24 protein-coding genes are annotated in these 22,215 nt (G+C 62.3%); 13 read left to right on the top strand and 11 right to left on the bottom strand.

The window, feature by feature from the left end:
• Positions 1–16 precede the first annotated feature (16 nt).
• Entirely contained in the window at positions 17–997 is a 981-nt protein-coding gene (locus tag FKL89_RS06120; protein WP_162527409.1) for an ATP-binding protein, read from the top strand.
• 469 nt (positions 998–1,466) lie between these two features.
• Entirely contained in the window at positions 1,467–3,194 is a 1,728-nt protein-coding gene (locus tag FKL89_RS06115) for a delta-60 repeat domain-containing protein (RefSeq protein ID WP_238363505.1), read from the top strand.
• A gap of 444 nt (positions 3,195–3,638) precedes the next feature.
• Here the strand turns inward: FKL89_RS06115 and FKL89_RS06110 are convergent, their stop codons facing one another.
• The gene (locus FKL89_RS06110) at positions 3,639–3,818 is read right to left on the bottom strand and encodes a hypothetical protein (RefSeq protein WP_156861919.1); all 180 of its coding nucleotides are present in this window, start codon (positions 3,816–3,818) and stop codon (positions 3,639–3,641) included.
• A 373-nt stretch (positions 3,819–4,191) separates the two neighbouring features.
• Here FKL89_RS06110 and FKL89_RS06105 point away from each other — a divergent pair, with 373 nt between their 5' ends.
• A complete protein-coding gene (locus FKL89_RS06105) occupies positions 4,192–4,686 on the top strand; it encodes a hypothetical protein (protein ID WP_156861918.1) in 495 nt (164 codons plus the stop codon).
• Positions 4,687–4,772: 86 nt separating this feature from the next.
• Here FKL89_RS06105 and FKL89_RS06100 read toward each other — a convergent pair whose 3' ends face one another.
• The 3 genes from FKL89_RS06100 to FKL89_RS06090 all read right to left on the bottom strand — a co-directional run bounded on the left by FKL89_RS06100 (position 4,773) and on the right by FKL89_RS06090 (position 8,276).
• A complete protein-coding gene (locus tag FKL89_RS06100) occupies positions 4,773–5,618 on the bottom strand; it encodes a LamG domain-containing protein (protein ID WP_156861917.1) in 846 nt (281 codons plus the stop codon).
• Between the two features lie 236 nt (positions 5,619–5,854).
• Entirely contained in the window at positions 5,855–6,250 is a 396-nt protein-coding gene (locus tag FKL89_RS06095; protein WP_156861916.1) for a hypothetical protein, read from the bottom strand.
• Positions 6,251–6,488: 238 nt separating this feature from the next.
• Positions 6,489–8,276, bottom strand: coding sequence for a hypothetical protein (locus FKL89_RS06090; RefSeq protein ID WP_162527408.1), 1,788 nt, complete (start codon positions 8,274–8,276; stop codon positions 6,489–6,491).
• 300 nt (positions 8,277–8,576) lie between these two features.
• Here FKL89_RS06090 and FKL89_RS06085 point away from each other — a divergent pair, with 300 nt between their 5' ends.
• Positions 8,577–9,227 (top strand): TetR/AcrR family transcriptional regulator, encoded by a 651-nt coding sequence (locus FKL89_RS06085; protein ID WP_156861914.1) that lies wholly within the window; start codon positions 8,577–8,579, stop codon positions 9,225–9,227.
• Between the two features lie 61 nt (positions 9,228–9,288).
• Here FKL89_RS06085 and FKL89_RS06080 read toward each other — a convergent pair whose 3' ends face one another.
• Positions 9,289–9,990, bottom strand: a complete 702-nt coding sequence (locus FKL89_RS06080) for an outer membrane beta-barrel protein (protein WP_156861913.1) — start codon at positions 9,988–9,990, stop codon at positions 9,289–9,291.
• A 559-nt stretch (positions 9,991–10,549) separates the two neighbouring features.
• On the opposite strand from FKL89_RS06080, the gene FKL89_RS06075 reads away from it, so the two are divergent.
• Complete coding sequence (locus FKL89_RS06075) at positions 10,550–10,888, top strand: hypothetical protein (RefSeq protein ID WP_156861912.1); 339 nt, start codon at positions 10,550–10,552, stop codon at positions 10,886–10,888.
• A gap of 269 nt (positions 10,889–11,157) precedes the next feature.
• Here FKL89_RS06075 and FKL89_RS06070 read toward each other — a convergent pair whose 3' ends face one another.
• Complete coding sequence (locus tag FKL89_RS06070) at positions 11,158–11,397, bottom strand: DUF2789 family protein (protein WP_420361139.1); 240 nt, start codon at positions 11,395–11,397, stop codon at positions 11,158–11,160.
• 246 nt (positions 11,398–11,643) lie between these two features.
• Here FKL89_RS06070 and FKL89_RS06065 point away from each other — a divergent pair, with 246 nt between their 5' ends.
• The 6 genes from FKL89_RS06065 (at position 11,644) to FKL89_RS06040 (ending at position 15,378) form a co-directional block, all read left to right on the top strand.
• On the top strand, positions 11,644–11,865 hold the full coding sequence (locus tag FKL89_RS06065; RefSeq protein ID WP_156861910.1) for a hypothetical protein: 222 nt from the start codon (positions 11,644–11,646) through the stop codon (positions 11,863–11,865).
• Positions 11,866–11,936: 71 nt separating this feature from the next.
• Entirely contained in the window at positions 11,937–12,176 is a 240-nt protein-coding gene (locus tag FKL89_RS06060; RefSeq protein WP_156861909.1) for a RebB family R body protein, read from the top strand.
• Positions 12,177–12,178: 2 nt separating this feature from the next.
• The gene (locus FKL89_RS06055) at positions 12,179–12,421 is read left to right on the top strand and encodes a RebB family R body protein (RefSeq protein ID WP_156861908.1); all 243 of its coding nucleotides are present in this window, start codon (positions 12,179–12,181) and stop codon (positions 12,419–12,421) included.
• Positions 12,418–12,822, top strand: a complete 405-nt coding sequence (locus tag FKL89_RS06050) for a RebB family R body protein (RefSeq protein WP_156861907.1) — start codon at positions 12,418–12,420, stop codon at positions 12,820–12,822. The genes FKL89_RS06055 and FKL89_RS06050 overlap by 4 nt, the downstream gene beginning before the upstream one ends.
• 439 nt (positions 12,823–13,261) lie before the next feature.
• Positions 13,262–14,539, top strand: a complete 1,278-nt coding sequence (locus tag FKL89_RS06045; protein WP_162527407.1) for a YncE family protein — start codon at positions 13,262–13,264, stop codon at positions 14,537–14,539.
• Positions 14,540–14,571: 32 nt separating this feature from the next.
• Positions 14,572–15,378, top strand: a complete 807-nt coding sequence (locus FKL89_RS06040; protein WP_156861905.1) for a hypothetical protein — start codon at positions 14,572–14,574, stop codon at positions 15,376–15,378.
• Between the two features lie 48 nt (positions 15,379–15,426).
• On the opposite strand, the gene FKL89_RS06035 is transcribed toward FKL89_RS06040, so the two are convergent.
• The 3 genes from FKL89_RS06035 to FKL89_RS06025 form a co-directional block, all read right to left on the bottom strand.
• Positions 15,427–15,975, bottom strand: coding sequence for a DUF4347 domain-containing protein (locus tag FKL89_RS06035; protein WP_156861904.1), 549 nt, complete (start codon positions 15,973–15,975; stop codon positions 15,427–15,429).
• A 202-nt stretch (positions 15,976–16,177) separates the two neighbouring features.
• Positions 16,178–16,636 (bottom strand): hypothetical protein, encoded by a 459-nt coding sequence (locus FKL89_RS06030; protein WP_156861903.1) that lies wholly within the window; start codon positions 16,634–16,636, stop codon positions 16,178–16,180.
• Between the two features lie 189 nt (positions 16,637–16,825).
• Positions 16,826–17,824 carry a TerB family tellurite resistance protein gene (locus FKL89_RS06025; RefSeq protein ID WP_156861902.1) on the bottom strand — a complete coding sequence of 333 codons (999 nt, stop codon included), beginning with the start codon at positions 17,822–17,824 and terminating at the stop codon, positions 16,826–16,828.
• Positions 17,825–18,236: 412 nt separating this feature from the next.
• Here FKL89_RS06025 and FKL89_RS06020 point away from each other — a divergent pair, with 412 nt between their 5' ends.
• Together FKL89_RS06020 and FKL89_RS06015 are read left to right on the top strand one after the other, a co-directional pair.
• Positions 18,237–18,662: a DUF1801 domain-containing protein gene (locus tag FKL89_RS06020; protein ID WP_156861901.1), complete on the top strand. Its 426-nt coding sequence runs from the start codon at positions 18,237–18,239 to the stop codon at positions 18,660–18,662.
• 276 nt (positions 18,663–18,938) lie between these two features.
• A complete protein-coding gene (locus FKL89_RS06015; RefSeq protein WP_337786228.1) occupies positions 18,939–19,619 on the top strand; it encodes a YitT family protein in 681 nt (226 codons plus the stop codon).
• A 133-nt stretch (positions 19,620–19,752) separates the two neighbouring features.
• Here FKL89_RS06015 and ubiM read toward each other — a convergent pair whose 3' ends face one another.
• Together ubiM and FKL89_RS06005 are read right to left on the bottom strand one after the other, a co-directional pair.
• The gene (ubiM, locus tag FKL89_RS06010) at positions 19,753–20,946 is read right to left on the bottom strand and encodes a 5-demethoxyubiquinol-8 5-hydroxylase UbiM (RefSeq protein WP_156861900.1); all 1,194 of its coding nucleotides are present in this window, start codon (positions 20,944–20,946) and stop codon (positions 19,753–19,755) included.
• 220 nt (positions 20,947–21,166) lie between these two features.
• Positions 21,167–22,153, bottom strand: coding sequence for an alpha/beta fold hydrolase (locus tag FKL89_RS06005; RefSeq protein WP_156861899.1), 987 nt, complete (start codon positions 22,151–22,153; stop codon positions 21,167–21,169).
• Between the last annotated feature and the right edge of the window lie 62 nt (positions 22,154–22,215).

Here is a 22,215-nt window from a genome sequence, read left to right as displayed (position 1 = left end):
TTTAGTTCCGAAACGCTTGACCGCAGCTGAAGCATCTTCTTTTTGTAGGCGGCTTTTCGATCACCGCTTTTCAGAGACGCTGTCAATCGACTTCAGTGAGCTTGCTTTCGTAATTCCACAGGGCACGATGTGCCTATTCATTGGTGTAACGAAAGTCATTGCCGAGCGACGAAATTTGGGTCTATCCTCGCTCACGCTACTCATACCGACGCCGCGTACAGATGCCGTCGCGTACCTGATGTACATGGATTTTTTCGAGCACTTGGCGCTACCGTCTCAAACAACGACGTACGCAAAATTGCCACCTGATCGAAAGTACATCAAGATGTCATGTGTTCACCTACAACGCGAGGAATTTCTCGTGTCGGCATCGACGTTCCATCGCCGACTTGATGATCAGGCGCAGTCTTTCGCTGAGTTTTTGCTGCAAAGAAGTTCGACTGACGATGCAGCCGTACAAGCGGTTGGTTGGTGTCTGCGCGAAGCCGTACGCAATGTGTTTGAGCACGCTCAAGTTGATCGGGCCTATGTAACTGGCCAAGCATGGAAGAATGGGCAAGTAGAGTTGTCTGTTGGAGACGCTGGTGTAGGGATCTGCGAATCTCTCGCGGCCAGTCATCAACCAAAAGATGCATGCGATGCTTTACGACTTGCCGTTCAGCCAGGCATCACCGACTATCAAGGCCCTGAAACTGATGACGACTGGCAAAACTCCGGCTTTGGGCTCTACATGTTGCGCCGGATTGCAGGTGACTTCGGCAGTCTGACGCTCGTCAGTGGGGGCGCCTTTCTAAAAGTCGAGACGCAAGGTGAAGAACATCTTCTACGCCCCACTGGGTCACGCTTTGGAACGACCCTCGCACTTAGCCTGAAAATTCCAAGTGACATTTATTTCCCAAACTTGCTTGAGCGATACAAAAATGAAGGCGAGGATCAGGCATTGAGCGTCCCCGGGGCGCGCCACGTCGCGTCACGAGCGTCAACGCGGCTATGGTGACCTTGCCGCCAGCCCGCAGCCCGTAGGGCGGGACGCTCGCGGTCCCGCCGAATGCACTTGCGTTGACAAGAAACTTCGGCGACGCAGGCAATTACTCACTGTTCTGCTTCGCCATGCCGACGCAACCGCTGCTGCGCATGACGCTACGCATCAGTTAAAGGGGTCAGGCTCGAATTTCCCGCTCGATCTTCCGTGCCGAAATCCCATGGGCGCGCGCACGTCAGCGCGCAATACCGCCGCGTCAAAGTCCGCTCTTAGCATCAAACCTGAGCCATCGCCTCTTCACGCCGAGGCTCACCCGCGTGGGTGACCACGCAAGCTGACAAAAGAGTCGCCACAAGCTGATGGTCGCCAGATATTGCTCGTACTAAGAAATATTTGACCTTTGGCCCTTTCAATTGCGCCGTCATTGCGCAAACTTGTGCTCCAATTCGACGCAGTCTTGGCTCGTTCGGCTTCAGCATCAACAATGGTGGCATTTCCTGTTTTCCCGAACCTGATAGCGCGGCTTTCGCGCCAAATCCAACGTCGTAGCGCTTGGGCGTACATTCCGAAACAGCGTGCGGGCCTGGGTGCAGCCGCCTGCATCGCGGCGGCCTTCTCTGCGAGCGTTGGTGCGCAAATCCCGGGCAGCCTTGATACGTCCTTCGGCGCCTCCGGTGTTCGTATCACCAGCCTCTCGGGCGCGGACGTCGTCAACGGTCTCGCACTCCAGCCCGACGGCAAGATCGTGCTTGCTGGCTACTGCGTTGTCTCCAGTCAGGAGGACTTCTGCGTCGCCCGATACACCACGAGCGGAAACCTCGACCCGAGTTTCAACGGCCCGGGTGCGAACGGCGTTGGCGTGGGCACTGGCGCAGGGCGCTTTACGTTTCCCATTGGCACGGCCAATGATCGGGCCTACGCGGTTGCGATTGATGCTTCGGGGCGCGTCGTATTGGCAGGGGAATGCATCAGCGGCGGCGCTCGCGCTTTTTGTGCTGCGCGGCTCAATGCCGACGGCAGCTTTGATTCCAGTTTTGACGGCCCTGGCGCGAACGGCATCGGCACGGGTAGCGGCGACGGACGTTTCGTAATCGATCTCTTTCCCGGCGGTGACGAACTGAGCGCGATGACGATCCAGTCCGACGGGAAAATCGTACTCGCTGGATCGTGCATTGTGCCGGGCCAGTCAGAGAAAGGGTTCTGCGCTGCGCGATTGAACAGCGATGGTTCGTTTGACGCCAGTTTCGACGGGCCGGGCGCGAACGGCGTGGGCGTCGGCACGGGTGATGGTCGCTTGGCTTTCACTCTCGTAGGCGGCACCAATGTTCCGCGCGGCGCGACGCTCACCGCGATCGCCCAGCAGCCGGATGGAAAGCTGGTGATGGTGGGTTATTGCCTCGACGGAAGCGTGATCGACGCCTGCATTGCGCGTCTCAACACTGATGGCAGCCTAGATACGAGCTTCGTGGGGCCGAATGCTGGCGCTGGCCGCTTCCGCATCCCGCTCAGCGCATCGGGAACTAGCCAAGTCTTCGCGCTCGCTTTTCAGCCCGATGGAAAAATCATCCTCGCCGGAATGTGCTCTTCATCCACCACGAACTGGTGTGTTGCGCGCCTTAACGCAAACGGCACTTACGATACGTCGTTCGGTGATGCCGCAGGGCCAGCGCCCGGACGTGTCGAGTATGCGGCATCGACCAATCCCTATCTGGGTGCGGTGGCCGTTTCTACGGATGGGAAGATCGTGCTCGGCGGCGGTTGCCGAGATTCAGGCAACAACGATTTTTGCATCGGGCGGCTCAATGCTGACGGCACGTGGGATGTCAGCTTTGATGGCAATACGCCTGGAAATGCCAACGGTCGTGTCCGATTTCCGATAGGAAGCGATTATGACGTGGTAGTCGCAATCGCACTTCAGCAAGACGGGAAGATTGTCGCCGGTGGTATCTGCGTCGGCCCGTTGGGCGACAACGATTTTTGTCTTGCGCGACTCAACGTCGGCAGCAGTGCGGCACAGCAATGTCGCCTGGATATCGATGGCGACGGCGAAGTTCTCGCCACCACCGATGCTTTGATCCTCGCACGTGTTGCGCTCGGCATGACCGGAGACGCTGTGCTGGCCGGCATTAACGTGTCCAATGCGCCTCGAAACACGTGGGCTGCAATACGAAATTACTTGGTCACTCAATGCGGGATGCGGATCAGCGGATGAGGCGAATCGGTCCACAAATGGTTGTTGGCGACTAAGTTCTCGAGAAGCGCCGCCCGACATCCGAGCGCGCCATCGCCATTCCCACTCGCCATCTCCTGAAGTATTGCCTGCTCTCCAAGAAAATCCGATTTCCGGGCTAGCTCCGGCTCGAACGTCCCGCTCGATATTCCGGCCCGAAACCCCAGGGGCGCGCGGACTTGGGCGCGCAATCTCGCCGCGGCAGAGTCCGCACCGAGCATCAAATCTCGGCCATCACCTTTTCACGCCAAACCCTATTTATATTGGGCTGAAAGCGCAATTACGCCCTAAGTCGACATCCAGAATTTTCTTGCGGTAAGCCCAGTTCAAATGCGGGTTTCATCGAAAAGTTGATGCGCGATTCAAACTTCCGGCGCACCGGTGCGCGTGAGTACGCGGGCGCGCGTGAGTGCGCCCGTGTGGGCGCTACTGATCGCAGCCCAGGCGGATGTAGAGATACCAGAGGTTCAGGCTGAGCGCCGGGTCGGTAGCGCCGCTGGCTGCGGCCCCGACGGCCGAGCAGACCAGTCGCGCTGACTGCGCTGGTGGCGCGAACGTCGCGGACAGCATGAGTGCTGCGAGCAATGCGGATTTGAGTCGTTTCATTGGCGTTTCTCCTCAAGTTCAAAATGGCACGCGCAATGTGCGCTACTGGTAAGAACGCCGGGCGCACGACGATGTGCTCATTAATGTCTGCGAATCGCGGGTGGCTACGCCGATCTGTGCGCCCCGGCAACGACGCGACGCAGTCAGCGCATTTGGGCAAGCCTTGCGGGAACCGGCGACGGGCGCTGCGGCGTAGCTCGCAACCAGGGTCCGCAGGCAGCAATAGTCACTGCAAGCCCGCAGGCATGTTGGACGGACTGGATCACACCGGGGCCTTGCGCCGGGCATCGCTGATCAGTTTGATCCGGCGCAACCGATCGTCGCCATTGGAACGATAATGTCCCCGGCGTTCCAATCGAACCATGCAAAGACCATGAAGATCATTCAGTGTTTCGCGACGATGATCCTGATTGCGGTGATGCAACCACCAGCGTGGGCAGCCGAACGTGATTTGCACGACTACTGGGACGGGCGTTGTGCAAGCTGCCACGGGCATGCGGCGCAGTTCGCACGCAAGTTCCTGCGGGTCGAAGACGGCAAACTGGTTGGCACCCACCACAAGGACACCCTCGAGGCGTTTCTCGAACACCACTACCTGACACCCGATCTGCATCAGCCGGTGGTTGCGATGCTGAAAGCGCAGGCGACCACGGTGCCAGTCTTCGCATCGAAGTGCGGCGGCTGTCACGGCACCGCAGCAGACTTCGCAAGGCAATCGCTGTCAATGCAGCAAGGAACGCTCGTCGGCAAAAAGACCGGCAAGCCGGTGGCTGACTACCTCAAGCAGCACGGTGGCGTTTCGCCGGCAGAAGCGAAGTCCGTCACCGAAGTGCTGCAGCGGCTGGTCGGCGAAGTCCGGCCGCTATAGGCGTTCGTGACACATGGTGGAGACGCAGAGCGTCACCCGCCGCATCACCTCGCCGATGCACAGAGACCGGTTATCCCCCGCTCGCGTCAGGCAGAACGGCGTGACCGAATGAAGCCCGCCCCGATACCGAGCAACGCCAGCACTGCGGCGAGGAGCCATAGCGGCGCGTTCACTGGCACCACCACGGGCGGATCGTTGTAGCTGAGTCCGGTCAGCAGATCAGAGGTTGCAAATTGACCTGCGGTGAACGTGAAGACGCGGACTTCGTCGATGTTGCCTGCGAAGAATTCGCCGTTCGACGGTGCGCCGACGCCAATGGCAAAAGCGCCGGCCGGAACCGCTGGCGCGGTTGCCGAGCTGACGACCGCAACGCCGTTCTTGTAGAGCGTTGAGACGCCGCCGCTGCGTACCAATGCGAGATGCGTCCAGGTGTTCAGATCAACGCTGGACGCCGGTGTCGCCGCCAGCACCTGGCCGCCGTACAGAAAGCCCCAGCTGGCGCCATTGCGGAAGAGCCCCCAGCCGCTGGTTGATGAATTGCCGTTGTAAACCACCTGGCTGTTGCCCGCAGTCGAGCTGGCCCGGACCCATGCCTCAACACCAAAATTGTCAGTCACCGTGGAGAGCACGGCCGGCGTGCGGAAACCGTCCGTGCTGCCATTGAATTGCACGCTGAGCCGCGACGGCCGCGGCGCCGGTGCACCCGCAGTCGAGTAGGCAGGTGTGCCGATGGTCGGCAGTGTTGTCGCGCCGACCGAAGCTGTGGTGCCCGACGCGGCGACTGCGCCGGCGACCGCGCCACCGTCAGCTTCGCCAAGCGAATAGTGCGCGACGACGTTGACGGCTGCGCCGGTTGGCAAGACGCCGAGCGCGAACACAGCAGCCAGGGCCCATCGCAACTGGCGTGCGTGGGATCCGTTCATCCAGTTCATCAATTTCCCCTTGTGAACAATCCGCAGCAAGCGGATGCTGGGGCGAACACTACCACTACCGCAACCGCAAGGGAAGACGAAGTGGCAGGTCGTTCACGGTCCCGCTGCATAGCTCACGGTAACCGTCCCGAAATGTCCGATGACATCTGCGGTTGACGCGACAGATGGGAGCGGTAGCGGGCTCCCACCTGCTGCATATCGCGAGAGCGTGGCAATGGCGGATTGCCTCGTTGCCCCTATTTCTCCGCCTCAGGCGCAACGGTGACAGTGATGACCACGCCCGCCGGCGCCGGGGCGATCGCGCCTTCCTTGCTGGCGGTGATGATGGAGAGCTGCGGCCCAACCCACAGCGCCGACACTCGGCGGATGGCGTTGGGGTCGGACAAGCAGGTATAGCCGGAGCTGGAGTCACCCGTGCAGCACATCTCCAGGCAGCCGCCATCGCCGGACAGTTTGAGGTTGATCGCGAAGTAACCGCTATGCCCTTCGCAGGCCTGCTGGAACCCCGACGACACGCCGCCTGCGCAGGCGTTTAAGGTGGCCCGTGCGTGCGACGCCGTGGTCGCGGTGGCGGCGACGATCATTGTGGCGGCAAGCAGCAGTGAGCGAAGTGAGTACTTTGACTTGTTCATGTTGATCCATTCGGCAGGTTGAGCGAAGTGCGGCATCGATGCTGCGATGCCCACCTCTCTACAAACGTCGCCCTGGACGAATGCTGCTCACGCCGGCTTGTGGACGGTGAACGTCGGCACACAACGCGCGAACTCGATCAAATCGTTGCCCGCGACCTCGTGCGCGGGTTGGCCGCGCTTCACGCTACGGATTTTGCTCCCGGCCGCTCACGCGGCCAGTGCAGCGGCAGCCTTATGTTCAGGGGCGCGGAATGCCACAGCGCATACGCAAATAGCTTTCGATGTCGGACGCAGTGGTGCGTCTGGCCGTGGTGGCGGACGGGATGTCGCGCAGCAATGCGGTGCCGGTGAAGCCGAGCATGCGACGCAGGATCAGCAGACCATCGCGCGACGCGTTGAGCACGCCGTCACCATCAATGTCGTAGCCGAGCCCCGGCGGTATCGTCACCGGGATCGGCACGCCCAGCATGTTGCGAACAATTGCCAGACCGTCGGACGCAGCAGAGACACGTCCATCTGCGTCGGCATCAGCAACGCAGGGGCCGGTGTCGAGCGCGCCGTCCGCGCGAAACTTGTAGACGCACATTTGCCCGTCGCATTCGCCCACGATGTAGAAATCGCCATTCGCGTCGGCCACAATTTCGCGGGTATCGTTGTTGCGCAGTGATAGGCCACGTGTACGAAAGTTGAATGTTCCGAGCTGATCGCCGTTGGGGCCGACGAGGGACGTGTCGATCGTGCCATCGGCGCTGGCCGGGCCGGTGCCATTGCGAACGGCAGTGACACAGGAGGTGCCACCCGTGTTGCCGCCCACGCCGTCACAGTTGCCGAGGGTGACGACCCGATTAGCGTAGGACCCGCTACCTGGAGTGATGGTGAATGCCAGCGCGTCACCGATTGCGTTGTAGACCACGCGCCCCGGCTCGCTCGGGAACGGCAGACCACTGCTGAAGCTGGTCGCGACGGTGCCGTCACTGTTGACGCGATAGAGGCACTGGCTCCAGCTGGACGTGCGGAAGTAACCGCACTGCACCAGGAAGCGCCCGTCGGCCTGCATCTTGATATCGGCGGCGCGCTGCTTGACCGCGTTACCTGACTCGTCGGTGGTCAGGATGCGAACGCGGCCGCCTTGCCCGACGGGCAGGGAGTCACCGCGAAAGTCGGCGTCGAAGGTGCCATCGCGGTTGAGTTTGGTGATGCAAAGCTCGAGCGCGCTGGTGCCACAAGTCCCGGCGATGACGATCTTGCCTTCATTGCTGGTCTCGACCGCGATGCCGTTGCCGACCCCTGCGCTGTTGAAGGTGCTCGGAAAGCGGTACAGAAATCGCCCGTTGGCGGCAGGATCGCCGGGCGGGCGATCGGCGGTGGCGGGGCCGAGCAGACCGAAGTCAGCGCTGTCGGCATCGTAGCTGCCGTCGGTCGCCCGGAGCCGGGCCACACAGTGGTAGCTGCCACATTGACCGACCAGCACGATGCGACCGTCGATGCGCTGCAGGGCCACATCAGACAGGACTTCATCAAGCGATGTGGTGATCTGCAAGCGGAAGCGGCCGTTACCTGGATTGCCCGCATCGGGGCCGTCGAAAGCTCCATCGAAACTGCCATCAGCGTTGAGCCGGGCGACGCAGATGTAGTTGCGATTGGCCAGCGAGCAGGTGGTGGCCAGCACAATCCTGCCGTCAGCAGCGATCATCACTTTGACGCCGCGCAGGAAGCTGGACGTGTTGATGACGAGACCATCAATCACGCGCTTGCCCGGCACCGCGCCGGTCGGATTGAAGCTGGTGTCCATGCTGCCATCCGCGTTGAGTCGTGCCACGCACGGGTTGGCGCCGCTGTCGATGCAGCGCCCGGCCACCACGATCTTGCCGTCACTTTGCAGGGCGATGCCGTAACCCTCGTCGTTGCCCGTCGACGCGGGCACCCGTGCGATGCCGGTGCCGCTGGCAAAGGCCGCTATCGCCGGGGTGGCGAACCATGACGACAACACAACGAAAAAGAGTACCAACCAGCGGAGATTTCGCACGCTGTTCATCCTTTGCTTTCTGTGCGTTGGGCGCTTCACCGTGAGCAGCTGCAAAACCGACATGCAAACATCAATGTCCTTCGCGAGCGTGGGCTCACCCCGGTTGCAGTCAGGCGACGGGCGCCGTTGTCTTGAGCAAATAAAATGCGCTCAAACACAAATGCGTTTAGCCTTGTTGACCGTCCGGGCAGCAGCCGGTGAATTGGCTTCTCTATCCGCACCTTCGACTTTTATTACGCCGTAAGTCTAGCACTCGCCTTACGTCGTAAGTTCGTTGCATGGCTACTTCTCACGATTCCTATGACCAAAGCGAAGCCCACCCGATCTCCCGCTGTGCGAAAGCGCATACCTCTGACGCGTGAGCGGATTGAGATTGAAGCGCTGGCATTGATCGACGAGGAGGGCATCGATGCCTTCAGCACCCGAAAGCTCGGCGCGCGGCTCGAATGTGAGGCCATGAGCATCTACCACTACTTTCCCAGCAAGGCGCACATCCTGGATGCGCTGGTGGATCGCGTGCTCGGCAGCATGCCGATACCGGACAAGAACTTGAGCCCGGCACAGCGATTGCGCGCTTTCGTTCATAGCTGGCGCGTATTCGCGCTGCGGCATCCGCGCTTCTATCAATGGATCACGCTGCATCGCGGCAACTCGGCCACGGGAATCCGATTTTTGAACGAGATACTGACTTGCTTCTACGACGCCGGGTTGCCGCCTGAACAAGCAACCCGAGGCTTTCTGATTCTCGGTTACTACATGACGGGTGCGCTGCTCGACGAGAGCAGCGGCTATGCCAATGGCCCGTCGTCGCTCTCGCCGCTGCCTGATGAAGTGCTCGAACGCGACTACCCGCAACTGGCGCTGGTGGGCCGTATGGCCACTGCCGAGCACTTCGGTGAGGTGTTCGAGCGCGGCTTCGCCGCGCTGCTGCGCGAGTTCAAACTCGAGTGAATGAGTGGCAGTGGCTCGCGCAAACAGCCCGATCTGGTGCGGTCGGCAGCGCGAGTCGCGACTAGAAACTGTAGCGCACGCCCACGCTCAGCAAGCCGTAGCCAAATTTGCCGGCACGTGTGCCGCTGTCGATGGGCGCGCTTGAGAAATCGTTGCCGACATACTCAATGCGCTCATAGTTGGCGACGACTGCGAGATTGGGGTTAATCGCATACTGCGCGCCCATGCCCCAGTGCAGGCGAGTCTGCCGCGTCGTCGGGTAGTCTGCGGCAACAGATCCCGGCGGGTTGCTGTATGTCCGTGTTTGCGAGTAGCGTTGCTCGGTCATGGCAACACCAACCCGCGCGGTCAACGACAATGCCCCGGGCAGCGGGAGTTGGCCGACAGCGTCAAGTGTCACGGCGCTGACGCGAAAGCGTCCATCGATGGTCGAAGCGCCGGTGAGGGTCTGGATGGGGATGGCCAATGCCCGTGTATCGTGGCGTCCGAAGTCCGCATAGGCCAGCTCCACCGCAAGGACCGATGCGGCGCGCCAACCAATAGCCACGCGCCCACCCAGTGTCCCGGTGTGATCGTACGAGGCTGAATCAAATCGATAGTTTGACGAGGGCGCCAGCGAAGCCCCAACCTGGCTGGAATAGTTGCCGTTGGCATGGGTAATTCCCAAGCCCGTTTCCACATACCAATTTCCAGGTGTGGTTTGTGCGCTGGCAACGCTGGCGAGGAGCAGAAGCGGCGACAGGGCGAGACTTGTTGTGCGCATTTTGAATGTCACGTGTTTTCCATTTGTGTTGATTGATCTCCCCCGAATGCTGTGTTCGTCACTGCCGCCGCAAGGCTGATCTGCGACGGGCCACAAGTTGACTTCCGGACATGCGGCAAAACATGCAGGCCGCCGGAGACAGGTCGAACAGACTCTTTTTTACACTGTAAGTTTTTCTCAGTCAATTGAATCAACTGGCGTACCCGCTCGATGTTGAGCGGACTCAGGGGCGACTGTCTTTGCGCATGGCGGTGACCAGTGCATCTCATATGGGCCCGCAGGACCGGAGGCAGCCGCATGCCGCAACGGCGTGGTCATGGTCGCCGAATCGGGCAGCGTTGGCGAACGCAGTCGCCCGGATGACATCGAAGCAGGTAAGGCAAGGAACTCGCTGTATCGCGCAGACACCCGACTGCGCGTTGTCCTACAGCGCGACGAGCGATACACCGGCTGTCGCGGGCAAGTAGCGCGTCAACAATCCTCCCATCGAAGCGCAGTTTCCCTGGTCCCTCCTCCTCTCCCCCAGCTGCGCTTCGATATCTCTTTCAGGGAGCCGCAAATGAAATCTTCCCGACTTGCTGTTACGGTCAGCGCGCTGGTGCTGACGCTGACCGCGCTGGATCTTTCGGGGGCACACCAGCCGCAAGCCGATGGATCCGGCTATGAGCGCGTCAGCAATGGCGTGGTGGTGGCTCCAGCTTCGATGCGATCGAATGCAGCGCAGATCGACACCGACAGCGAAGCGCTGGAAGGCCGGCTGGTACGTACCGTACTGATGGCTTCCGAGACAGACCCTGGCCAGCCACGCGCGGCCCATCTGTGTACCGATGCCGGCAGCAATGCAGGCGCTGCCCGATACTGCTTCGGCACCCCCGCACCGACGCTGCAATATGACTAGCCCGCCTATTTCATGAGGGACGGGATGCAGTGGCGCGTGAAAATCGGATGCAGGTTGCGACGGTCGGCCGCAGCGCCGATAGTGTGTGCTATCGGTCCAGGACGCCGTTGCAAGATGCGCCGATTTACACCGCCAATGCGCCCGTAGCTTGAAAACCAGGTCGCAATCGTCGCGAAAATGGCTTGACCGCAGGTGCGATCAGGCGTGCAGCGTTGTTTTCAAGCGACCTCGCGAAATAGGCGGGCAACGCTCAAGGCACGCTGTAAAGATCAGCGTCGCCGCAGCGCGACGTTGAGCAGGTCCACTGCTTCGGCCCAGTCGGCATCCTGCAGCAACTGCTCGCGCAGCAGCGCGGCCTGCGCAGGCGCCCAGCATGGCGCGTCCTCCAGGCGCATTGCGTCGGGCAGCGGAGCGTGCTCCATGATGAATTGCTGCACGCTGCCGTTGTCCGAAGGCAAGCCCAGCTGCTTGAAGAGATCGGACAGCGCATGAAATCCGGGTTCCATCATCAATCTCCGTAGTACGTAATGTTCCGCGATGTCGCGTTCTCGCTTGACGAGACCCATCGTGCGTGCCACCGCACCATACCGACCATCTTACGGCAAGCCTGAGCGGCGAGTTCTGATTGCAGCGCAACCTCCGTTGCGACCGCTTGCGGTAACAGAACTTTGCCGGGGCATACGATCACTTTTGTGACTTTTCGCATCCCAATTGAGACGTTGTCATTGGCGAGATGCGATGACAAACTGCCACGCATGGATACCGTTACCACGCCAGCGCATACCGCATCGACAGCCGACGAACAGCCGCCGTCGCCGGAGCCGGCCACCCCATCACCGGGCAAGCCATCGGTCGATGCCATTCTGGCGAGCGTGCAAGCTTCCCATTCGGCCGCCGAGGCGGCGGACCGCGCGATGCAGGAAGCAGAAGCGGCCGTGACCGACGCGGTAGCCAGCATGAACGTGGGCGACAGCTAGCACGCCTCACGCCAAACCGAAGCACTCGGCAAGTCTCCCCATCAATCAACACCATAGAAAGTTTCACCAGCATGGCCTTCCCCACAGCAGTCAACAGCCAGATCACCGATGCCGTCACGCAAACCAACGTCAAGGTGCTCGGCGATGCCCCCGCCATGGCGATGGGCAATCTGTATCAGGCCACCGCGCAGGCACTGGCCAATGCGGCTCACAACGCCACCACCGCACAGCAGCAGGGCAACGTGCTGGCGCAGGCCGTGCTCACCCGCTGCGTGGCATTGCTCGTCGGCGACACCGCAGACAGGAGCTGATGATGGCTTTCCCCACCGCAGTCAACGACCAGATTACTGACGCTGTCACGCAATCCAATGTCAAGGTGCTGGGCGACGCCCCGGCGCAGGCGATGTCCTCGCTCTACCAGGCGACCGCGCAGGCCATGGCCAACGCGGCGCAGAACGCAGTCACGCAGCAGCAGGCCACCGATTCGCTTCGGGAAGTGTTAACCACACGCTGCGTCATGGCGCTGACCACTGCCGCAATACGGATGCCGAAATGACGGCGGACGCAGCAGACGCCGACGATGCGGGCACCACCAGCGCAGATACGGTTAACAGCCAGATCCGCGACTCGGTCGCGCAGGTGCAGCAATTGCTCGATGGCATGCAGCGGCCATTTGCGGCCGCCGCCACGTTCAACATCGTCGCCCATGCGCTGAGTCTGGCGCTGCAGAACGCCGTCACGCGCCAGCAGCACAGCCAGATGCTGCGCAGTGCGCTCACCACCGCTGCGGCAAACGCGATGCTGGAGAGCAAGCTGGATGAAGCCAATGCGGTGCTGAAACTTGCCGAATCGCCGCTGGTGAACCCCAGTTTCGATCTCGAAGTGGGGCAACTGCAAAAAGTGATTGGCAGTCTGCGCGAAGAGCTGGAAAAACTGCACGCTGCGGCGGCCGCCTGACCGGCGGCGCGTTACCGACACTCGTGCGACACCATGGCAGCCGCAGCTGCGGCTGCCAAATCGGGTGTCCGTGCGGACCAACGGCTTTTCGATGAAAGCCTCATTTGGCTGGGGCTAAATTGCCGTTTGGCTGAATATCGACTATTGGGAGAATCCGGGTCTAAGCCCAGTCGCGATGGGGATTTCAGCTGAAAGCTGCTGGCTGACGTTGTGCCGGCAAGTGCGGTCAGCAGACAGCCGCTGGCGCAATTCACCTCGTCGCTACGTTTACACAGCATCGGGTAGCCACATCCGCTGCCGGCACAAGGTGCTCATCATGGTGCATTGCATGTCACAGCCGCGACGGCTGTGCCAGTCAGGTCGGCCCGTTCTCTCGCGATCGCCAGCGCGAACCGCAGTGTTCGTCCGGTGGCGCGTCGCCCTGCTTGCCGTCTGCGGGATGGCATCCAGCACTATCGGCGCCAAGCCCTACACCTATGTTGCGCTGCACGATCAGAGCGCCGTCGCCGTCTACGACCACGGCAGCAGCGCGTGGCTGGGCAGCATCGCAGTCGGTACCGCGCCGGTGGGCGTGACCGCCAGCCCCAGCCAGCAGCGCGTCTACGTGTCCAATCACGCCGCCAACACCGTGTCGGTCATTCGCACGGCCGACCGCGCGGTGATTGCCACGGTCAGCGTCGGCAGTCGCCCGATGGGGGTGGCGATCTCGCCCACACAGCCGCGCGCCTACGTTGCCAACTTCGGCGGCAACACCGTGACCGTATTCGATACCGGCAACCACGCTGTGCTGGCCTCCGTCAACGTCGGCAACAACCCGAGTGGCCTCGCCATCACACCAACCGGTGACCGGCTGTTTGTGGCCAACAGCGGCGACAGCACCATCTCGGTGGTTGACACCGCCAGCAACGTGGTGACAACGACCATCACCGCGGTGCAGTCGCGGCCCTACGCGCTGGCCTACCTGGCGAACGGCGCCAGCAGCCGGCTGCTGGTTGCCAACAACAACAGCGCCAGCGTTTCCGTGCTTGACGGCACCAGCTACGCCACGATCGCCACCACGCTGGTTGGCGCCCATCCCACCGCCATCGGTATCGTGGACGCCAACAAAGCCTACGTGCTGAATCACTTCGACGGCAACTTCTCGGTCATCAACCCGACCACCGGCGCGGTCATCGGCGGCGCAGTGACCTTGCCGGCAGGCGCGGTCTCGCTTGCGGTGGCCCCCGACAGCAGTTTCGCCTCGGTCACGGCCTATCCCAATTCATTGGCGCGAATCAACACTACCATCAATGCGGTGACCATCCCGGTCACCATCCCGAACAGTGCCAAGGCACCGCTGACTTTTGGTGCCTTCGTGATGAATCCCGCCTACGAGTGCGCACTGGACGTCAACAATGACAATGCCTACGACCTGCAAGACGCCACGCTGATCCTGCGCTATCTGGCTGGCCTTCGCGGCGCGGCGCTCGTAAATGGCGTATCCGGCCCCGGTTTGGCTAGCGCCGAGGCGCAACTGGCCGCCCTCAACCTCGACGCCGACGGTGACGGTGCCCGGATCGCCACCACCGATGGCATGCTGCTGGAACGCGCTGCCGTCGGCATGATCGGAGCACCGCTGATCAGCAACGCCCGCAACACCAGCTTTCCCGGCGTGCGGTCGGCAACGCTGATCCTGCAATGGATTCTCGACACGCACGGCGCTAATTGCCTGCCGTAATCACCCTCAAGAATTGCCTCTCAGGAGTCGCCATGAAACATCACACTTCCCTGTTCGCTGGCGTGTTTGCCGCCGCTGTCTGCCTGCTGTCGGCCAGTGGCGCTCAGGCAGCCTACGGTGACCTTGCCGCCGACCTTGTCTACACGCCGGTCGCGCTCTGTCGAATCGCAGACACACGAATTGCCGGTGGCACCCTGACGGCCAACACGACCCGAAGTTTCGACGTGACAGCGGTCAGCGACTACTCATTCCAGGGTGGCGAGGCGAACAACTGCGCGATCGGCAACGCCGGCTCGTTCGCAGCGGTTGCCGTCAATATCACGGTCATCAACCCGAACGTCTCCGGTTCGCTAAAGGCATTCGCATTTGGCGCCACAACACCAGCCAGCGCCATTGCAATGAGTTATGCAGCAGGCGAAGTGCGCAGCAATTTTGCCGTGCTCAAGATCGATCAGGGCGCTTCCGCCAATGAACTGAGCGTTGTCTCCACAGCGAGTGCTCACCTCACCATTGATGTAGTGGGCTACTTCGGCGCGCTGCCGACGCCGCCGGCGCAAGCGACGCCGACGCTCAGTTGCACCAACGTCAACAGCGCTGCCGCTACGGTGAGCCCCGGCGGCGGTTCGGTCTGCGCGGTGGCTGCCTGCGCGGCAGGCTACGTGGTGACTGGGGGAGGAATTAGTAGTGGCGCCTATTCGAACAACAATACCGTCAGTGAGGCCACGATTTACTCCAGTGCAGCGACAGGCAACAGCTGGCAGGTTTGCCACATTGGCACCTCCGCCATGACGGGCACGCTGACATTTACCTCGCAGGCGCGTTGCTGCCGCATCCAGTAGCCAACAGAGCGGCGCGGCACCGTAGCGGGCGCCTGGCGATGACAGCCATTACCGGATATCCAGGCCCGAGCCGGTCGTGCTGCTGCCATCCGGCCGCATCCGTACCACCGGGCCTGCCCACTGGATCGGTCCGATCGGCTGTGCGTTGAGTGCGGCGTACACGTCAGTGCCGACCAGCTCGGCCAACGCGCGCAGCAGCCTCGGTCCGTCGTCGCCGACGCCCACCGAGCAACCACGCAGCTCGAGCCGGCCGCGCTTCGAGAAGTACGGCGCCAGCCGTTTGATGTCGGTAGAAATGTCTGGCAGCGAGCTTTGCGAAATGCCGGCGCGTTGACCACGCACGCTGAAACGCGCGTCGGGGAAGCCAGTCGACACGCCCTGCCCGCCCGAGCTGCCATGCGACCACAAGCGCAGCACGTCAACCTCACCGGGTTTCGCCATGCGGGTGACATTGGTCACCATCTGGCCAACACCATTGCTCATGCCGCCGAACTTCATGACCTTCTGGCTGGAAAGCGCTGCCAGATTCTTCTCGAGCGTTGCGACAGCAGGGTGAACGAAATCCAGTACGTTGATTTCCAGTGCAAACAGTGCCATGGCAGCCTCCTGACATTGCCGGGCAATCGACCCGCCGAACGCCCCTGTTCTGCATAGCGGATGCGAGCGGAAACTGGCTCAGGCGCTCCCGCATGCCCAACGTGAAGTGGCGTCAATGGCCAAGGTTGCGAATCCGCACAACCAGTTTTTTCGCGGGCAGTGCAGCGGCGCCTCTCGCGCGCCGGATGAGCGCCAGCAGCGACTACGCCGCCCGCTTGCCTTGTGAGAGCGGGGTCGCCCGTGGTGATCGCGTTTCAGCGCCGCCGCCGTGCATCACGTGGCCCATCACGAAGCCAGCAGCACTACCCGCCAGCGCGAACCAGAGCGTTGACGACCAGCCCGGTGTCGGCACAAACGCGAACAGCAGCAATCCGTAGCCACCCAGTACACCGCCGACAGCGCCAAGCAGGGCGCATTTCACCGGGTGAATCGGGCCATTGCGTCGCCACAGCCAGCCGGCCGGCAAGGCAAAGGCGATTGACACCGGCAGGGTAAACAGACTGAAGAAGGCACTCATGCCAAGCAGTTGGGCGACAGTCGGCAGTTGCACGCTGCTGCCATGCGCTGCGAAGTGCAAGCCAAGCGCCAGCGCAAATGCACCGGTGACGGCGGCAAACACGGTGGCTGCCAGCAAGCGCGGGATGGATAGGGTGGTGCTCATGTCATCGCTCCAGCTTCTCGCTCCCAAGGCGCCTGCGGAGCAGACATCGCATGGGGAGCGAAAGGATAGACGCACTGCGGACGCCAATCAGGACGCGAGGTCGGCAGCCGGAGCATCACGCATCCGGGCGATCCCCTTGACCGATGACATGTCGCTGCGCGAAACCCGCGCAGCAGGCAGATCGCCGCGCTACACCCGATTGCCCTTGATCATGTCCATCACACTGCCAACGTTCAGGCCGCGCGCCTTCTCCTGAATCTGCGGCACGTAGCGCGCCTGCATCTCCTTCGCTGGCGCCAGCAGATCGTCGAAAGTCTGCTTCAACACGTCCGTGCTCATGCTGCGACCGCCACCGTAGTAGCGCACGGCAAGTTGTCCGAGCGCGTAGGTGGTGGCGAACGAGAAGGCCATGCCGGTCGCGCCGCGGGCGATACCGCCGACCAGTCCTCCTGCGAGCTTGCCGAACAGGCCACCGATCAGGCGGCGCCCCGCCTGTTCGAGATATTGCGATGCCAGCCCCACACCGACGGTGGCGAGAAACTCCTTGATGTGTCCACTGTCGAGCTCGTAGCCATAGGCCTTGCCGATGCGATAGACCATGCGCGTCTGCAGCGGAATGATCGCCATGGTGGCCCACGACTGCGGCAGCAGCTCCAGCGCGCCGTTGAGGATGCTGGCGTTGAGGATCGACTTGTCGAGCTCGGTGCGATCAACATTCGCAGTCGGCGCCGAACCACCTTGCCCAGGCGGTGGTGAATGCAGCAACGCCGCATCGGCTGGAGCGCCCGCAGCCGCCCACGCGGCGCCAGCGATATTGACAGCGTCCGCCTCGATGGCAGTAGCGTCAGCGTCGGACAACTGCAGCGCTCCGCGCAGTTGCGTCAGGAACGCGCGTTCGCGCTCATTCTGGGCGCCATCGGCATTGGCAACGCCGACCGCCATTTCGTAGGCAAGCCGGCGCGACTCCTCATCATTGAGCGCCGCTGCCGCGCTTTCCACCGTCACGCGATGGAAGATGACGTCCTGATAGAGCCCCTGCATGTCGAGCCCGGCAGCGCTGCCACCCTCGCCGGTCAACCGGGCGGCGATGCGTTCCAGTGCATCACGTTCGCGACCATCCTTGCCGCCGTCGGCAAAGGCACTCATCAATGCGATGGCGAGTGTGGCGCGTTGCTGTTCTACGTTCATGCGTGTTTCCTCATGGTCCTGATGGTTGGGTGGCCGTTAATGGCAGCACAGCCTGAAAGCCATTTGACAGCATGGCGCGCGCCGGGTTTCCGCACTTCGTCGCGGCTGGCTGCGTCCGGTCGCCGGCTCGCTTCGCACACCGACAGCCCGAGTGTGTCTCGTGCGGTGATGACCATCAGCTTCAGTTGCCAATCCGCTTCTGATCAGGACCAAAGGCTCATTTTCGTTGTTTGTCGACTTTGGCCATTTTCAAGCCATGAGCCCAATGCAAAAGCCATTTCTGCGAAAAAGCTTATGCCCCTGCTCCGGCTGCCCGCTGCTTGCGATAGCCTTGCACCGTCAACTCATCTGACGATGCTGTCGGCGCCACCAGGCAACGTTGACGCGACCTCTATGCAGCAGGAGTCCATCCATGGCGACGGAAGCAAAGACCAAACCCACGACGACGTCGCTTGACGAGTTTCTCGCCGCCGCAGTGGCGCCGGAGCGTCACGATGACTGCCGCACGCTGGCCGCGATGATGCAGAAGGCAAGCGGCGAGCCTGCCGTCATGTGGGGCACCAGCATCGTTGGCTTCGGTCTCTACCGCCAGCAGTACGCCGGCGGGCGCGAGGCAGACTGGCCGCTGATTGCCTTTTCGCCACGCAAGAACGATCTCACCTTGTATGTGACACCCGGCTTCGAAGGTTTTGAGGATCTGCTGTCGAGGCTGGGCAAACACAAGGCGAGCAAGGCCTGTCTGTACATCAAGCGCCTCGCTGATATCGACATCAAGGTACTGAAAACCATCGTCGACGGCAGCGTCAAGGCAATGGCGCCACGCCGCGTGAAGGCTTGACCCGCTGCCACCAACACTGACAATGAAAAAGCGCCCCGGAGGGCGCTTTTGTTGATTGCTCACGCGAGCATCATTGCGCATTGCGCGCGATTGGTAACGTCAGCAAAGCTCTGGAAGTTTTCCGTCCTGAATGCTGGTCTCCTTTCGTTGGATCGGCGACAGGCGTAACTTAGCACTCCGCGCAACGGGGTGCAACCGGCGAAACACATGCAACCAGTCGGCAAAGCATGATGTTGCGCAATTTTCCACTCGCGACGGCGCTCTATGATCGCCGGCATGAACGGCTTGCCAAACGTCAGCACCGCAAACACTGCCGAGCCGGCGCAGGAAGCTGCAGTCAGCCGCAGCGTTGCACCGGTACCGCGCGCCGCGCACACGCCACTGGAGGACGTGCAAGGCATCCTCACCGGCTGCCTGTTCGTCGCCTTGTCGCTGGCTTTCATGCGCGACAGCCGCCTACTGCCGGGTGGCATCGCCGGGCTGTCGTTTCTGTTGCACTATGGCTCGGGCTGGTCGCTCGGTGCCGTGTTGTTCGCGCTGAACCTGCCGTTCTACGTGTTCGCCTGGCGGGCGCTGGGCGCTGCGTTCACGCTGAAGACGTTTTGTGCAGTCGCCGTACTTGCGGTCTACACCGAAGTGCTGCCGCATCTGCTTTCGTTCGCCAGCCTGAACCCGGTGTTCTCGGCGATCATGGGCGGTCTGCTGGCGGGCAGCGGCATCCTGATGCTGATCCGCCACGGCGCCAGCCTTGGCGGCCTCGGCGCCATGGCGATCTGGCTGCAACAGCGCAAGGGCTGGCGCGCCGGCAGCGTGCAGATGCTGTGCGATGTCGCGATTCTTGCCTCAGCGCTGTGGCTGTTGCCGGCGGACCGTGTCGCGCTCTCGGTGCTTGCTGCCGCCGCGCTGAATTTCGTCATCGCGATTAACCATCGGCCCGACCGCTATCACGGCATCTGACTCCTGGTCCAATTCAATCCGATACGTCGTTGCGCCTCCTTGCCGTGCACCAGCACTGTCTGCGTCGTCGCGCCTGGCCTCGGATTGAATTGGACACGGAATGAAGTCGCCGATGCGGCGGGCAGCCCGGCTGTCAGTGCGCCCCGGTAAGGCTAGCGGCAACCAAACGCTTGAACGGCGTCAGGCGCTGGCCAATGCCCAGGAAGGCGTCGCGCAACACCCGGCTGGGCAGGGATTCACTGGTGTAGAGCTTGGCCACCGCGTGCGTCGCCAGATAGAGCGGCAGCGTCGCGCGCCGATGCGTACTCTCGTAGGCCTGCAGCACGGCAGGTGAAGCGAAGTCGCTGCCACTCGCACGCGCCTTGAGCATGCCGCGCGCCAGCGTGTCCGCGCCCTTGAGACCAAAGTTGAAGCCATGCGCGGTCACCGGATGCATACCCACTGCTGCGTCACCCATCAGCGCGAAGCGCTTGCCAACAAAGCGGTCGGCATACACCGCCACCAGCGGATAGCAGTGACGGGTACTGGTCAGTCGCATGTCACCCAGCCGGCGCGCAAAGCGGGCAGTGATGGCATCGTTGAACGCCTCGGCGGACATCGCCTCCAGCGGCTGCATCTCGTGCTGCGGCAGCGTCAACACCACCGACGAGCGGTTGCCGTTCATCGGCAGCAGCGCCAGGGTCTGGCCGTAATCGAACCACTCCCAGGCAACGTGTTCATGCGGCTCGTCATGCTCCATCTGGCAGACCATCATGACCTTGCCAAAGTCGTGCATCCGCGCTGAGATACCCATTGCGCGCCGCGCCGCCGAGAAGCGGCTGTCGGCAGCAACCACCAGCGACGCGCGCAGCGTGTTGCCGTCGGCCATCGTCACCTGGCCGCCATCAGCATCCGTGCGCAGGTCGGTCACTTTGGCGTCGCAGATCAGCGTCACGTTGGGCGAATCTTTCACCGCCTCGTACGCCGCCTTGCGGATCAGGTGATTGGAGATCAGGTAGCCCAGCTCGTCCTTGTTGCCGTGCCGGTGCTCAATGTTCATGCCATGCAGCGACAGGCCGTTGAGCACCTTGGCATCGCGCAAGGGTGAAACGGCGTCGGCCGGGAAGCGATCCCACATGCCAAGCTCGCGCAGCACGCGGGCGGAGAAGTGGGTGAGCGCGATTTCGCGCCCGTCAAAGGCCGGCGACGCGAGCGTGGCCTCGGGTTGCGACTCGATCAGCGCAATGCGCAGCGGCGTTTGCCCGGCGCCTGCTTCCCCGACGCTCAACGCCCGGGCAAAGCTCAAACCGGCAGGGCCCGCCCCGATCACGACAACATCAAAATCCATGTGCAGCTTTCAACGAAATTCCGCAGTGCGCGTATTTTCCACCTTCGTCAGCGCAGGCCGGTGCCAGCCGGCGATCTGACAGTGAACTTTAGCGAACAGTTTCTGCGGCTGTCCATGACCAGGGTTAAGAACTTGCCCCGAATGTGTCAGGGCTGCCCCTTGCGCAGACGACCTTGCAGCCCAGCGCAGCCCCAACTGCGGCACTTCCGACTTGCGATGTCTAGGGCGCCAGTTGCCGCATCAGGAACGCCGTGATGCGAGCGTGTACCGCCGGGTCTTTCAGGATGCGGCTATGGCCCAGGCCTGCGGTCGCCAGCAGCTCCGCCTGCGGCAGATGCTGCATGAAGCGCTCGGCTGCTGCAAACGGATTGGCACTGTCGTCGGCGTCGTGCGCCACCAGCGTCGGTACCGTGACCCGCGGTGCGCTGTGGGCGGCGTCGAACTGCTGCATCAGCAGACCCTCCTGCGCCTCGATGCGCCGTTGCATGGCAGCGCGAGTTCGCTCCGAAATACCGAACACGTGAGCGAACATGCGGGTGTAGTCGCGCGGGGCATCCGGTGCGGCAATCAGTACCAGCGAGCGCGCCAGCCGGCTGCGCGACAGCGCGAACGCCGCCGCGCTGCCACCCAGCGAATGGGCAATGACCGCGTGCAGCTTGATGCCCTGCTCGGCCAGACGTGCGCAAACGTACTCCAGCGCGCGGGCAAACTGCGGCAAGTTGCTGGTGCTGCCGTTGCTGGCGCCATGTGCTGGCGCATCCATCACGATGGGCACAAAGCCTTCACTGGCCAGTGACTCCGCCAGGGCCTTCATCTGGGTGGCACGGCCGGCCCAACCGTGCATCAACAGCACATGCGGCCGCTGCGTCACGGCCATCTGCCCCTCATCGCAATCGGCGCCGCCACGGTAGCGATAGACGCAGACATTGACACGCTCAAACGGCCAGCGCTCGATCTGCCACTGCGGCCCCCAGGCGCTGCGGCGCGCAAAGCCGCGCAGCGGCAGCGGCGTCAGGAACAGTCGCTGGGCCATGCGTTCGGCCAGCCGCGACGACAACGCCTCGGCACCGCCGAGCATGCCGCGCAGCAGGCTCACGCCAGCATTACGCTCGTAGAAGCGGACGGCAACGCCGCCAGACGCCGGTGCTGGCGCCGCGCCGTTCTGGCGCGACGATGGGTTCTGTCCAGTCGTTGTTACAGCATTCATAAGGACTCCTGTTGACAGTGAATCGGAACACATTCGCACAACCGTGCGAAATATAGGGACAT

Origin of the sequence: Casimicrobium huifangae (assembly GCF_009746125.1) — a bacterium.
In the GTDB taxonomy this organism is placed as follows: domain Bacteria; phylum Pseudomonadota; class Gammaproteobacteria; order Burkholderiales; family Casimicrobiaceae; genus Casimicrobium; species Casimicrobium huifangae.
This window is presented reverse-complemented; position numbering and strand designations above follow the sequence as displayed.